Origin of the sequence: Virgibacillus sp. Bac330 (assembly GCF_003667845.1) — a bacterium.
In the GTDB taxonomy this organism is placed as follows: Bacteria; Bacillota; Bacilli; order Bacillales; family Amphibacillaceae; genus Virgibacillus; species Virgibacillus chiguensis.
This window is the reverse complement of record NZ_CP033048.1, coordinates 1,444,220-1,458,050: the sequence shown is the minus strand read 5'-3', so window position 1 is coordinate 1,458,050 and position 13,831 is coordinate 1,444,220. Positions and strand designations below refer to the sequence as shown.

The following is a 13,831-nucleotide window of genomic DNA, read 5'->3' as shown; positions in this document are numbered from 1 at the left end:
CTTATAATTTTGTGTTTTGATTGTTTAACAAGAATAGAATATCTTCCTTTTTCTCTTGGCTAATTTTCTTTATTGGAAAGGATTGTTTCATCCCTCTAATAACTACATCTTTTCGCTCATCTAGTTGCTGTTTGTTATCTGCATATAAAAAAAGAAAGAACTCCCGATTCGTTCTCTCTTTCTCTAAAAAATCAAACTCGAATAACTTGCGATCAATAAACCTTAACCGCAATGGATCAGTGGTCTTTTTTCGTTTTTTTAGCCAATACCTTTTCTGCCTTTCCATATTAGCTGGAAAGTTAAGCGTTACTTCTTTATAATCGTAAAAATAACTTCTAAGAAATCGTGTTTGTGCCAAAAGCAATATATTTAAATCTGTATCGTTTAACGATTGCAAATCGCTTGGTTCAATTTGAAGAATGTCCATAACGCCTTCCTTTAAGTAAATGACATCCTCCTGTATTTGTAAAAAGGGAACAACATATGGGGTTTGACTCAACACTTTACCTTCCCTTTTTCGTTTCACTTCTTCTCGCTGGTCTTCCTTTGTCTTTTTTCTTTTCCATTTACGAATAGCTTTTCCTAAAACAGCAGGCTTTTGTTTTTTCTTTTTGTCCTCCTGTTCTAGATAGGAAGGTACAACAATAGGTTCTATATCTTGATTTTCAATTTCTTGTTGGCTCATTCTGTTCCTCCCTTTCCTGTTCGTTTAATATGCCCTGGTAATCCAGGGCGTGGTACGTATTTCTATCCTGTTTAAAAAATAAAATAATAGACATATAGTTTTTCAAGTTTGGATTACTCGCAGAAGGCATAACCATGTAAAATAAAAACGAAATGGAAACAATAAAATAAGGTATCACGAATACTTTGTGTACCATATCTTTAAGTACAGTGAAAATAAAAAAGAGACTAACAAATATAATGATTAGCTCTCGAATTTCCAAGCCCAAAAGTTTGGGCTTGGCTTTAATCTCTTTTGGTATTTCGTATTTCATTGTTTCTTAATCCCTCCTTCTGGTTTTTTGCTAGGGAAATCTTACTTTCTCTCTCCTTATTCCCTCTTTGGGAAATATCTGTTTTACTATTTAAACGTTCTTGAGATTGATGATTTGTTTGTATTGTTCTTCTACTGTCAGTTGACTGGATAGGTTGCTTCCCCCCCGAAACAAAAGATCCTCCATGAATTGGAGAAGGTGTGCTCACTGGTGTTCCTCCTTGTGTCCTAGATGTATGCATGCTATGGTTACGTCCTATTCCTAATTGCTTCGGCGTTGATTGGCCAAGTGGTGTTTTTATTTGCTGTGTCACTTGTCGCATACCACCAACTGTTTTAGACATACCAGAACGGGCTCCTGAACGAACACTTCCAATTGTTTGTTTCACTTTTGCATGGCTGGAACGACCAATATATTTTGCTCCCTCAATCGGATGTGCAGCTGCTCTAGCTGTTTGCATTGCTCCCTTACCTGTTATTTTGCCAGCTCGACGTATTTTCTGACCAACATCAAATCCTGTATTTTCCGCTCTTGTTGCAAAAGATTTCATGCGTCGCACTGCAGGCATACCACCGATAAGCGTGTTTTTAAACTGTGGCTCTTTATGACCATAAGGCAATCCTTGATTTTCCGTTTGTGATGGACGTTCTGAAGTAGATGCGCCCATTTCTTGTTGCTGTAATTTTTGCCCTACTGCTGTATCCATTGCTCTTTGAACAGAATCGTTTGTAGTTTGCCCTTCCCCTACACCAATAGACTGGTTCACTGGTGATGATGAGATTGCCTGCATTCCTTGTCCTAACCCTTCATGTTCAGAAGGTTGATCTTTATTTGCTGATGTGCTGAATGATCTTGATAAGTTAGCTAGTCTAGGTTTTTCTATTCCAGCATTTGGAGAACCTTTAGCGTTTGGTGCGTGCTTTCCTTTAATATTTTCTGCTCTATCTGGTGAATGAGGTACAAGCAATCCTCCAGGTGTTTTCATATATCCATCTTCACTACTTCCATTATTATCTGGAGTCATACTTAGTTCGCCATTGCCAAAGCTGGATTCACTTCCGAATGAAGGAATTGGCTCTCTATCTAATCCTTGGTTTGGCGTTTTCCCCATTGCTGGTATTTCACTAGTATTTTCTCGTTGACCGTTTCCTCTATTTGTATCAGGTATTGGCTTCACTTGATCGTTATCTTTGCTCATTCCGCCTTGTTGTTGGTTTTCTTTTGGCGTTTTTGTACGCATACCTCGAAACATGCCTTTTGCTCCAGAACCAATTCCAGCAGTAGCTTTACCGACACCACCAGCTACTTTTCCTGCTCCTTTAGCAGCGCCTCCTGCTAGTTTCGTACCAGCGTATGCACCCATCATCGCTTGCCAACCAGAACGTAGACCAGCGTCAATCCCCATTAATCGCTGTACGATATCTGGCGCATCTATTAATGCCCACGCACCAGCAACAAGCATGAGGACTACCCCAATGCTACCAATATCAGGCTTTAGCGTATTTACCCAATTGCTGTAGATAATGAACATTTTTAATAGAATAACCATGATAAACATAACAGCAAATGTATTTGTGATTTCCACAAGCACTTTTTTGGTTCGTTGACCACCTGTTAAATCTGTTGTTGCCACAAACATCCCAAAAATTTGATGAAATGCCAAATCAAATACAGCTCTTCCGACTTTTATTACGGTGATAGCCAAAGCCACCGATGTTACGATTAGAGAAAAGAACAAAACGCCCCAATTAACATGATAACGATAGTATGATTCTTTACCTAGATCTGTTAAAGGTATTTGATTATCCCTTAATTTTTCTACTTTATCCTCATCGCCATAACCTGTTGGAACAGCCTTTTTTTTAAGTAAGCTATTATTAGAGTCCATTTTTTCAATAATATATAGAGAGGGGTTATTCGTTGATAATTTATTACCATACGTATAATCACTTGTTCCAACAGTTGATTTATCTTTGTCAATTGGTCGGGGTGGAGTGGATTCATCTCCTATATAGTCACTGCCTTTTCCTGCAACTCGAAAACCCTTTTCTTCATAATACTTCAAATCAGCTACATTACTTTTAATAATGCCACCAGCAAGTGTTTTATCCCCTGTTTGTTGCATCCATCCCAAACCGTAACCAACCATCTTGTTCATTTCTGTCATTAGTACAGGAATAACTACTATAATCCCTACAGCTAATAACACATTCATAAGCACTTCATGGCGTTTTTCAATCTTGTTTAACATAAATAAGATGCCTAAAACCAATACTGAGATAACAAATACACCAAATACTAGAGGCTTAATGACATCCATAACCTTTTCCATTCCTGGTGATTCATAAAAGTCATTAAATATAATGACTTTATGTACAATATTTTCCATTATATTGTTAACAAAAACGAGCATTTTAACTAATCCCCATAAAAACCCACGAACTAAATCGTTCCAAAGCCAACCGTCACTAATATTTAAAATAGATTCTAGTTGTTCGTATTTGGGTAATAAATCCTCTTTATCATCAGCATGAATAACTATTGGTTTTAAATAAAGAAAGTGAGCTATTACAACTAATATTAAACTAATCAGTTTCCAACATTTATATTTCAATTTAGATTGTGCCTCCCTTCTAGCCAAAAAAAGAACCTACCCATAAAGAGTAGATTCTTGTTTAAACGTTTTGTATTTATTCTACTGCTATATTATGAAACTCAACATAGTCAATGACTTCACCAATTTCATCATACAAATCTTCTTTATTATACTGATCTCCTTCACTAGACAGCATATTTTCAAAATCTATCTCAACGCCTATATCTGTAATACCTTGTTTATAAACTATCGTAAACAAGTTAAGCAAACCCTCTCCATCACGCTTTAAATCTGGATGCTTATAACTTTCCATAATTTGAACGACTTCTTCCTTTTCTCCTTCTTGCACGATAACATAATAAGCTTTCTGATTTGATTCTTTTACGTACTTATCCATCTCCTCTATTATATTTGATTTTTCTATGTCCGATTTATCGGCGTCAATGGTATAAAGTAAAAATGTATCTCCGTTGTCTAACTTTTTCTCCAGGTCTTTTAAACTTAACTCGTTCATTCCTTCTTCAGGCTTTCCACAAGCTGATAATAGAAACAGCAAAATCAAAAAAATACTAACCCCAATATACTTCTTCCTCAATGTATAACCCCTCACTTTATAATGTTTTCCGACACTATTATAGCAAATTTATAACCTTACAGATATATCCAATTTCTTTTTTTGGAGAAAATATAAGTTTAGTTGCACGAATAGGTAGGTCATCCCAATTAGTCCTAAGCTTATAAGTTGAAACTCTAGGAAAATATCCCATAAGTATGGAACAAAAACTCGTAAAACAACCATCATACCTACCACCAAGGAAAGTAGAATGTATACATTAAAGGCAAAACCTTTCTTTTTTCGGTATAGTTCATCTCGTTTCTTCAGTTCAAAGAGCATATTGCTTTGAATCTGTGAAAATAAATCGTTTGCATCTCCACCACGACTATATTTAATAAGTAAATTGTGGTGAAACTGATCCAGGGAAGGAAAATTATATTTTTTAAAGTGAGAAGTATCTAATACCGCATCTTTCTCCAACTGTTCTATCGTCTTATCTATATCTTTTTGAATCTCTCTACTGACGGTTTCTCTAGTATGCTTTAAAGCATGAAGCACATTCTCTCCTGTCTTTAAGAAAAAGTTCATGTTGGTCATATATTTTAATAGCTCGTGCAACTGTTGCTGATACGTTTTTAAACGCTTATTCGGTATGGTGAACACATAGATAAAAAAGACCATGCCCCAAAATCCAGTTACCATACCGAAAATGGCATTTTTAGAGATAAAGTAGAAGAAACCAAAATTGACTATAAACCAAAAGACAATATGCAAAAAGAGCTCCCAACCTACAAAGAGAGCTCGCAAATCTTTCCATGCTATTTTTTTCACAACAACAAACCTCCTATCAATTCATCTACATTGCTTGAAATAAATATTTATATATTTATGTTCTAACGTTTTTTAATTTACTAAGATAAATAAGGTTCAAATGTCTCAATTTTTTTCCACTTCTTATTTTCTACAAAGACAGAAGGCAATAAATGATACAGACGTTTATTCTTCAGGTATTGCAACGCTTTTTCTGACAAAGGGTTGATGACTTCCCTTGTCTGGTACGATCCATTATAGTTTTTTTCTTCTCTATATAAATAAGTTCCTACAGCACCTTTTTTTGTAAAATCGGTAAACTCCACCATTTCTTTAATTCTTCTTTCTATTTTTCCGTTCTCTTCATCCATTTCTAGATGAATACCGAACGGAAATAGTTCCGTAACCTCTCGTCCGATAAATTGTTCACTCATACCCTGATAAGCTGGTGATTGGCGTATCATTGGAATAAAACGAGAAGGGATACTCATTGCTCCCTTCGCATGAAGTGTCGTAATAATATTGTGATCCGTTTTAGCTGCATCTAACATATCAGCAGCTTCCACCCCACGAGTTTCTGCAACATTAACCCAATCAGGGTTATTTCTCAGTGCAGCTTTCACCAAATCTTGAATGGTTATATTATTTTCCATTTGATCAGACTCCACCGTTTGCCAACTGGTTATATCTTTTTTGGGATATAAGGTTTTTATATGGCTGTCTCTAGTATCTTCAATTAAAATAATAATGTCCTTTTCAGGAATATAAGATACGAGTAGTTTTTGTAATTCTGTTTTTCCAGAACCAGTACGCCCACTAATCACCAAATTGGAACCAGCCATAACTAAGATTCTTAACAGTTCCTCTACATCCTGCCGTTTATTTACCGTTAAATCTTGAATATTCGTAACCGCAAGTCTTGGTCGTGATATACGAATTGCCATCGTCATTCCATCCGGACTGACGCGATCATGCATGACATTAATTCGCATATAGCCAAACTCTGTATTTAGTTCTGGTTGACTATTATTTATTTCTTTGCCTTGCACATCAGCAATTTGTTTTGCTAAACGCTGTACTTCTTTCAATGTTGGTTGCTGTTCTGCTCTATAACGCCCATTTTGATTATGTTGCAGTCGCAACTCCGTACCATTAAAGCGAATATCTGTTATTCCTTCATCTTTTAAAAACGGACGTAAAAAAGACTTTTCAATAATATCTTGAATGCGTTTTTCTTGTTCTGTATTCACTAATTGTTTGCTCCTTTCATACTTCTAATTGTTGTGGCAATGTTGCAATAACTTTTTCCAGTAGGGCAATTTCATCTTGTGTTAACGTCAACCCTTTGCCCACATATTTTTTATCTGGCGACCACCAACGTACATCAAATTTTGGTTTTTGTCCGTTCCAACTAATATAATTAAGTTCTTTTGTCCACCCATTTTGGCCTGTTCGTAAAACAGCAATTTCCTTAATAATTTCCCAATCTGTTTTATATTGCTTCACCTTTCATTCCTCACTTCCTCCAATCTTATTTTCTTATCCGAAAATATTCATCGCATCCATAACATCTTCCATGTAGTACATAAAAATAACTACCGCAAAGCTACCCACAATAAACAAAGAAATTAAAATAGGGGGAATAGCTAAGTTTTCCATGGCGGTCATTCTAGAATCAATTAATTCGTTCGTTTTATTTTCATGGATACTTTGAATATAATTTTGTAATTCTCGTAGTGCATCTGCCTTTACACCAAATTCGCTAAACTGGTAAATCTTATCCATAATCATATAAGCTTCTGCTGAACCGATATATTTCGCAAAATCTATATAAGCTTCACGGTTATTATCTTGCTCAATCCGCTTGACTAGCTTCTTTAATTCCTTTTTTAATGGCTCATTCGTATAATTTACCGTCTCTTTCAAAGTTTGATATATATTTCCTGATGAGGATTGTAGCGCCATAAAACTTTGCAAAAACTGCGGAAATAGAAAAGACATAAGCAAGTCATTTTTCTTTTTGTTTAGCATTAAATCAAGATATGGCAATTTATAGCCAATAAAAAAAGCAACAGGAGATCCAATAAGCCACATTGGCTTTTGGAGAATCAACACTCCTATTGCAAATAAAAGAAATAAAACAATACCTAAAATCCAACGCATTTGGCTAAACTTCTTCTGGCTTCGATTAAAATAAGCCAAGTACGCCTCTCTTTGTTCTTCTCGAATGAGTTCCATCAATTATCAACACCTCCATGCAGTGCATATTCTTTATATTTTTCCCTTTCATCTCCATCATCTTCATCAGTTGGGAATATCTGCAATTCACCTTTTGGTGTATCTCGTTCTCTACCTTTCCATTCTTCTAAGAATTCCTCAGATACATAATGAGCAATTCTTTCTTTGATCTTCTCGATGATAAAAGGTTTTACTTCTAATTCAAAAATGAGATAACTTAACAAGTGTACAAATGACCAGTTGTCCATTTCTTCTAAATAACCAAATTCTTTATCCGATGCAAAAGCAATCTTAATTAGGTCTGTTTTCAATTGGGCAAAGTTATTAGCTCCCATTGCATCTTTCATAAATACATGCGCATCTTCTTTTGTTTTAGAAGTAAATACAATGTTTTCCAACTTCGTGTTATGGTACGTTTTTGACATAATCGGTAATGTTAGCACAGATTTACTATTGTCAAAATCATCACTCAAGTAATCCCAACGAGGTTTTAAAGATGTGACCCCCGTATTAAAAATGGGCTTTGGCGTAATTTTTCTGCGCTTTTTATCTTGTCGTTTATTTGTACGAATTATAACGGATTGCCCTTCTCTCAGTTGCATGAGCTGATCTGGCATTAATAATGGTTGCTCTCTCACAGATTCACTATGAGATTTATCCGTTGATAATAAATGACCACTGCGACTAATATCTGTAACTGTTTGTTTTCCAATAAGGGAACTGAATCTTTCAGCTGTATCTAATTCGTTTGTTAAAATATAAATCTGGTTAGAGCAGTTCCCCATAATCGTTTTAGATCCGTCTTCTCCATATTGTTCTTTGAGTTGTGAATAGTTTTGAACAACTAAGTGAAAACGAAAACCTCTCCCAGCACCTACAGTAATCATGCTTGATACCCCTTCAACAGGAGGCATATTCCCAAACTCGTCTAACAAACAATGAACATGGCGCTTCATCTTTCCATTTGGACTCATTGTGGCTTTTTCCGCATTCACACGGTACAACTGACTAATAAAAATACTTGCTAAAACATGATTAGATGAATCGAAGTCTGGTATTACCATAAAAATGGCTACTGGTTTATCACCAAAACCTACTTCTGTTAAATCAATACTATTATAGCTTGTAAGCTTTGCATTAGGCTCTAATGTAAAAATTTGCAGCTTGTCCATGGCCACACTGAAAATACTGGCTCTGGTGTTACCAGCAGCAAAGTTACTCGTTGCATACATCATGCGTGCAGGATTATTCTCTCCTCGAGATTGGAAAAATTGATCCAATGCGTTATTCCCTTCCTCATCTTCTTCACTTCCTAATGTAGCGAGAAAGTTAGCGACGGAATACATATTAACTGTTTCTTCTTTTCCAGTAGCAATCGCATCTTCTGTTAATGCCAAAATAATAGCATTTACTAATGATTTTGCCGAATTAGACCAGAACGGATCTTTTGCATTTGGTTCATGGTATAGGCTATGAGATACACTGTTTGCATACTGTTGTGCTAAACTTTTATTTCCTTCCTTCCATGCTTTAACCACTAAGTATAAGGGGTTAAACCCCATTCCCATAGCTTGTTGCATGAGGTTAAAAATATAGATGTCATATCCTCTTTCCTTTAATGTTTCATAGGAAGCGCCAGCTAGTTCCCCTTTCATATCATTTATGATCAACGAAGGTTTGTTTTTAGCACGAGATAAAACATCAATGGTTGGAAAAACGTACGTTTCCCCTTTCCCAGAACGAGTAATTCCTATAATAAGATTGTGTGAAGGAGAGTTATCAATTAATAAACGGTAAGGTTTATGCTTTTCTTTCAATCCTGAAATAACTATACCAGCATCACCTTTGTATTCTTTTTTTGTTGCAGGAACAATGTTATATTGTTTTTTCAATTGCTTCACTTCTTCAAAAGAACTTGTACCATACTGTCCCTTATTAAGGGTTTTATAATTCATCTGCACATTATAGATCAGCTTTAATATTCCGATTCCTGTTAAAATGTAAAAACCAATGTAATACGCCTTCATGTTGCTTTGAAACTGAAACATACTCTGCCAATCAAATGAGAATGTTACTTTATTCGGATCATCTGCGAATAATTGGATGGCCGTCATTAACTCCTGAAGAAAAGCAAGTAACATGTTGGCAATAAAAAAGGATGCGACTAAAACAAACAAAATGATTAGCGCAACCACTTTTGTATTGAATAACTTTTCATACAGCTGCATAATATCCCCCTTTCTTTAGACATAAAAAAACACCCTATTTACATAGCGCGTGAACTTATTTGCCATATTCATTTTCTAATTTCCTGTCCTTAGCTAATTGTTTCGAATTAAGTTTCCCTAAAGATACATAGTTATCAGGATGAGGCAATGGATCTGGTACTATTCTTTGATCAATATTTTTTGATAGCGCCCAGAATTTTTGATCTTGTTTTAACCAGTATACAGCTGGTTTTATATCATTCCAATCTTGCTTTATTTCCTTAACACTTTTTGTTGTTGCTATCGAATACGAAAAAGAATCACGGCGACCTTGTAGCTTTAAAGCGTAAATGTCAAGTCTATTATGATTCCCAACATGTTGAATTTCATCAACAAACAAAGGGCTTTTCCTCATTACATCATATTTGTTTTCTCCTGACTCTGTTACTAGAAAATTCAACTTTTCAGCAATTACAGACTCTTTAAATTGTCTCATAGCTTGTTCATGTCCTGGTGAATGTTCATCTAGTTTGTTTTTGAAGTACGGATTTTTTAATATATAATTATACCTTTCCAACATGTCAATTTTTGTACGTAAAGGAACATTTGTAAGTGGTACTGTCATTTCATCAGCACCAAATATCTCAATACGTTCCATTTTAATTACACCATATAGACCCTTCCTGTCACCATGTTTATTCATAAAATGTGTATTTTGCGGTACTCTAATTTCGTCATCCCTTAACTTGTAACCATTCTCTTCTGTTTTACCATCATGAGACATAACTTGCACTACAGGAATTGCTACTATTGCTCCAGCGCCCGCTCCAATGACTATACCGTACCTTGGTTTTCCCTCGTAAAAAAGAGGATGCCCATTTTCTGCACCCTCTTTTCCTAATCTTTCTTTTTCTGCTTTAGATATATACGGGTAATGATGTACTCGAACTACATCACCCGATTTAAACAAACCCACCTAGTACTCATTCCTTTCTATATACAATACTTCATCTGGATCAAAGTCATCTTCAGGAGCGTTTTTATCTATAAGATACAAAATCATTCTATCTAACTCTACCCCTAAATGCTCATTTAGTATATCGCAATTCTTCATTGCTTCATCGAGATGTTCTTGTTCGTAATTAGGTAGCGCCATATCATATATGATTTGATCTCTTGACTTTCCTTTCCAAACATACTGACACAAAAAATCACCAGACTTCGTGTATTTTCTATATTCGTCTTCATTTTGAAAGTCTTTTCTTGTTTTCAACATTCTACCACTCCTTATCGAAGTAATATTTAAGCATATTATATTAATTTTATTTTGTCAATGAATTACCTCCTGTTTATAAACACCGTATCAAACGCATCCAATGTTCTGTCACCTCTTACGTCTTGATACGTATAGTTATACGTTATTTGAATTTCGTCTCCATAATCTTGCTTGGTACTTATTGTTGTCCCATCTTTATTCTTAAATGTGATGGCATACCCTCTATCTTTTAAGTTTTCTACCACTTCTTGGACATGATGCGTTACTCCACCTTCCTCTTTCACTAGTTCCCCTACTTCTGTGGTGACTTTTAGAAAAGCATGTTGATGAATGCTGCCAATGCCTATTGTTAAAAAAACAGGGACAACGAAACCGATAAATATAGCCATTGAAAAAATAGCGCCTTTTAGTTCTGCCAAAAGATCACCCCATTTCTAAACAACATCGCCATTTTTCAAAAGCTCATGGATATTATTTAACTGTACTTCATAAGAATAGAATCCTTTCTCATGATCATGGAGTACAGTCACTACAGATGCACCCATAGAAATAAATCCTGGTGCAACTTCTTCTAAGAATTCCTCTCTAGTTAATGGGTCAGGCTCATATTTTTTCCAATGAGGAAATGCTTCCTGCTCATGAAAATCAACGCTTGTCCCATGATTATTAAAAGTAAAATTTGCTATTGTAGCCATCTTACCTTTCTCCTTCCTACAATTGGTTAATACTTAAACGCCTTTCTGCTGTTCCCTTTACTTCTCCTTCCTTGTTTACATATTGCACTCTGAACTGAATACCAGTAATGGACGATTCCTCTTTAGTTACCTTTCCGTTTCTATCTAAAAAGAGATAATCCAGTGTAATATCATATGGATGTGTCTTTTGAACGGAAACAACTTCCGCCGTTAAATTAGCAATTAACTCGTCTTTATCTACATATGATCCTTTTGTTTCCCCTTCCTCATCTGTCTTTGCTCTTAGTACGCCTGCACTTACAGTATCAGCTAGTATTTCAATATCAGCTGTAGTGCGTGTTGTTTGGTTTTGCATAGACGAAGCATAAGCTACTGAAAGGACTAAAACAATCACTGCTACAGAACCAAGCAACCATTTAACTGGACTTGCCATGAATTCCCTCCTCTCCTGTAAAAGCATCATAGCTCCATTTCTAATGCAGCCTCTCTTTTACGTTGATGTGTTTTAAACGGCGCAATAGATTTTATATACTGCTTTTTAAAGCGTTCACGATCTGCTTGTAAAAACTCATTTGGATCTTTTATACCTTCATGGTAAGAAAACACATTCCAATCTCGACCTACCCGCGCGTTTTCTAAAATGCCTGCCACCTTTTGATTTGCTTCCCATCCTGCTTCATCATCATCCATGGCCAGGAGAAAAGATTTATCTCGCAAAGCTTCTTTATACTTTTCTAGGTAGTCCATTACTTTTCTTGTTTTGGAAGCTCCTGTTAAGGCAATGAATCCAACACTTGCATCCATTTCTCTAAAACTCAACCCATCTAGGATAGATTCTGTAACCACTACCGTTTTGGCATTTTTAGGGATGTCCATAAAAAAATCCCTCGTATCTTTGGAGGGATTCGTAATAAGCTGTATTTCTTTTGGTTCCAAGTCAGGATTGATACTCGACCGTAAAAAAATGCGATCTAACGTGTTATCTTCTCCATATAGTGGAAACACTAAATTCCGTTGACACATCCATTCATTGTTTGCATATGCTTTTCCAAGTAAAGGTTCTGTTTTTTGAAACATGAATTGAACTAACCCTTCGTGTTGCAAATCCACCATAAAATCTCTAGCTACTTCTTTAGATAAACCTCTATACCCACTGTCCAAAGTTTTGCTCGGAAAATACCGTTGCATGTGATTATACGCTTTTTTCGCCCAATCTAATGCTTGTACTTGTTCTTTGTTTAAGGACGGATAGGCTTGTTTCAGTTTAAACTGTTGTAATTCCTTCGGCGTTTGCTTCTTATGATATTGAAGGATCATACGCTCTCCACAGTGATTCTCCCTATTACATTGGATATAGTTCAAATTATTTTTATACATAAAAGCTTCATGTTGCTGACATTCAGGACAATTACAAATATAATAATGCCCTTTATCTTCAGCATTAAGCTTTTCTAATGCTTCTTCTACACTACGAAAGGTGATTTGCTGATGCTTGTTCATCGGCATTCACTTCTTCCTGCATTTTTGCCTTCACTTCTTGCATGACTGGGTATAATACAAGAGATTGCACCATATCATCATTTTTTAATACAAAACCTTCGAACAAAATGGCGTGATATTTTTCGTACATGGATTCCATCACATTTAAATGTTGTGTAAAAGCCCATTCAAACCCCATTACTTTTGCAACCTCTTGAAATAAATATTTCTCATACTCTTGATAAAGCTTAAACCTTGGTAACAATGCCCGTAGACGGTTTTCGGGAACAGATTGATATGCTGCAGCAACATATTGAATAAAACAATTCAAGTTTTCTTGTTTTGAAAACCATTCTTCTACTAGCGCTTGATCTAGCATGTGGTGTCTTAACTTATTATGAATAATAGCTTGGTAAGAGCGTTTTATAGATAAAACGACATCTTCTAACTCCGAATAAAATCCACTTGTCACATGAGGGTATACTTCAAGAAATAGTTTATGAATTTGCTTTAGACTTAATATTAACGGTACTGGTGTTGTGTGTTTGTGACCTAGTAACTCGTCAAAGCGAATAGCAAAAGCTTTAAACTCAGGACTAACTAACAGCTGTCTTTCTTTCTCTGCGTATGATTTAAATTGATTAATGTATTTATGTCGTTTCTCTTCTTCCCAAGCACCATGTTTTAACATTGTTTCTTGGAGTTGTTCTTCCAGCGACTCTTTTCGTTCAAATGATACATAGGTAACGACCAATTTCTTACTGTCTAGCCAAAGCTCAAACGACTTAGGTGGAGATTCTCTTTTTTCTTTTCGAAGTCTTTCCCTTATCTGTTTTACAATTTCCTCGGCTTCTGAAAAGAAATAGTTACGCTCCCCGTCGATTTCACGAAACATTCCGCCTTCTTCACGAAAACGAATCATTAATTCTCGCAACACATTCCCTCCCATCTTCGTTTTTTACAGTTAAAAAAGGAC

Annotated in this window: 16 protein-coding genes; all 16 read right to left on the bottom strand. The window is 35.7% G+C overall.

What is annotated here, in order from left to right; all coding sequences use genetic code 11:
- Nucleotide 1: 1 nt before the first annotated feature.
- Nucleotides 2–685, bottom strand: coding sequence for a hypothetical protein (locus D9780_RS06720; protein ID WP_240458793.1), 684 nt, complete (start codon nucleotides 683–685; stop codon nucleotides 2–4).
- Nucleotides 666–998 (bottom strand): DUF5592 family protein, encoded by a 333-nt coding sequence (locus tag D9780_RS06715; RefSeq protein WP_116278792.1) that lies wholly within the window; start codon nucleotides 996–998, stop codon nucleotides 666–668. Before D9780_RS06715 ends, D9780_RS06720 begins: the two co-directional genes overlap by 20 nt.
- Nucleotides 970–3,612, bottom strand: a complete 2,643-nt coding sequence (locus D9780_RS06710; RefSeq protein ID WP_121639692.1) for a pLS20_p028 family conjugation system transmembrane protein — start codon at nucleotides 3,610–3,612, stop codon at nucleotides 970–972. Before D9780_RS06710 ends, D9780_RS06715 begins: the two co-directional genes overlap by 29 nt.
- 76 nt (nucleotides 3,613–3,688) lie before the next feature.
- Entirely contained in the window at nucleotides 3,689–4,189 is a 501-nt protein-coding gene (locus D9780_RS06705) for a hypothetical protein (protein ID WP_121639691.1), read from the bottom strand.
- Between the two features lie 48 nt (nucleotides 4,190–4,237).
- Complete coding sequence (locus D9780_RS06700) at nucleotides 4,238–4,981, bottom strand: type II secretion system F family protein (protein ID WP_121639690.1); 744 nt, start codon at nucleotides 4,979–4,981, stop codon at nucleotides 4,238–4,240.
- A gap of 80 nt (nucleotides 4,982–5,061) precedes the next feature.
- Nucleotides 5,062–6,210 (bottom strand): CpaF/VirB11 family protein, encoded by a 1,149-nt coding sequence (locus D9780_RS06695; protein WP_121639689.1) that lies wholly within the window; start codon nucleotides 6,208–6,210, stop codon nucleotides 5,062–5,064.
- A 16-nt stretch (nucleotides 6,211–6,226) separates the two neighbouring features.
- Nucleotides 6,227–6,466 (bottom strand): YdbC family protein, encoded by a 240-nt coding sequence (locus D9780_RS06690; protein ID WP_116278797.1) that lies wholly within the window; start codon nucleotides 6,464–6,466, stop codon nucleotides 6,227–6,229.
- Between the two features lie 33 nt (nucleotides 6,467–6,499).
- Nucleotides 6,500–7,201 carry a flagellar assembly protein FlaJ gene (locus D9780_RS06685; RefSeq protein WP_121639688.1) on the bottom strand — a complete coding sequence of 234 codons (702 nt, stop codon included), beginning with the start codon at nucleotides 7,199–7,201 and terminating at the stop codon, nucleotides 6,500–6,502.
- Nucleotides 7,198–9,426, bottom strand: coding sequence for a VirD4-like conjugal transfer protein, CD1115 family (locus D9780_RS06680; protein ID WP_121639687.1), 2,229 nt, complete (start codon nucleotides 9,424–9,426; stop codon nucleotides 7,198–7,200). Before D9780_RS06680 ends, D9780_RS06685 begins: the two co-directional genes overlap by 4 nt.
- A gap of 55 nt (nucleotides 9,427–9,481) precedes the next feature.
- On the bottom strand, nucleotides 9,482–10,381 hold the full coding sequence (locus D9780_RS06675) for a hypothetical protein (protein ID WP_121639686.1): 900 nt from the start codon (nucleotides 10,379–10,381) through the stop codon (nucleotides 9,482–9,484).
- Nucleotides 10,382–10,681, bottom strand: a complete 300-nt coding sequence (locus D9780_RS06670; RefSeq protein ID WP_121639685.1) for a hypothetical protein — start codon at nucleotides 10,679–10,681, stop codon at nucleotides 10,382–10,384.
- 62 nt (nucleotides 10,682–10,743) lie between these two features.
- Nucleotides 10,744–11,100: a hypothetical protein gene (locus D9780_RS06665; RefSeq protein ID WP_121639684.1), complete on the bottom strand. Its 357-nt coding sequence runs from the start codon at nucleotides 11,098–11,100 to the stop codon at nucleotides 10,744–10,746.
- A 15-nt stretch (nucleotides 11,101–11,115) separates the two neighbouring features.
- Nucleotides 11,116–11,376: a hypothetical protein gene (locus tag D9780_RS06660; protein ID WP_121639683.1), complete on the bottom strand. Its 261-nt coding sequence runs from the start codon at nucleotides 11,374–11,376 to the stop codon at nucleotides 11,116–11,118.
- A 16-nt stretch (nucleotides 11,377–11,392) separates the two neighbouring features.
- Nucleotides 11,393–11,809: a hypothetical protein gene (locus D9780_RS06655; protein WP_121639537.1), complete on the bottom strand. Its 417-nt coding sequence runs from the start codon at nucleotides 11,807–11,809 to the stop codon at nucleotides 11,393–11,395.
- A 26-nt stretch (nucleotides 11,810–11,835) separates the two neighbouring features.
- The gene (locus D9780_RS06650) at nucleotides 11,836–12,876 is read right to left on the bottom strand and encodes a toprim domain-containing protein (protein WP_240458792.1); all 1,041 of its coding nucleotides are present in this window, start codon (nucleotides 12,874–12,876) and stop codon (nucleotides 11,836–11,838) included.
- Nucleotides 12,845–13,789 carry a hypothetical protein gene (locus D9780_RS06645; protein ID WP_121639681.1) on the bottom strand — a complete coding sequence of 315 codons (945 nt, stop codon included), beginning with the start codon at nucleotides 13,787–13,789 and terminating at the stop codon, nucleotides 12,845–12,847. Before D9780_RS06645 ends, D9780_RS06650 begins: the two co-directional genes overlap by 32 nt.
- Nucleotides 13,790–13,831 lie beyond the last annotated feature (42 nt).

Bases quoted from the DNA above. Each gene is read 5' to 3' on its own strand.
- D9780_RS06720 (WP_240458793.1), bottom strand. From the start codon at position 685: ATGAGCCAACAAGAAATTGAAAATCAAGATATAGAACCTATTGTTGTA.
- D9780_RS06715 (WP_116278792.1), bottom strand. From the start codon at position 998: ATGAAATACGAAATACCAAAAGAGATTAAAGCCAAGCCCAAACTTTTG.
- D9780_RS06680 (WP_121639687.1), bottom strand. From the start codon at position 9,426: ATGCAGCTGTATGAAAAGTTATTCAATACAAAAGTGGTTGCGCTAATC.
- D9780_RS06670 (WP_121639685.1), bottom strand. From the start codon at position 10,681: ATGTTGAAAACAAGAAAAGACTTTCAAAATGAAGACGAATATAGAAAA.
- D9780_RS06660 (WP_121639683.1), bottom strand. From the start codon at position 11,376: ATGGCTACAATAGCAAATTTTACTTTTAATAATCATGGGACAAGCGTT.
- D9780_RS06655 (WP_121639537.1), bottom strand. From the start codon at position 11,809: ATGGCAAGTCCAGTTAAATGGTTGCTTGGTTCTGTAGCAGTGATTGTT.
- D9780_RS06650 (WP_240458792.1), bottom strand. From the start codon at position 12,876: ATGAACAAGCATCAGCAAATCACCTTTCGTAGTGTAGAAGAAGCATTA.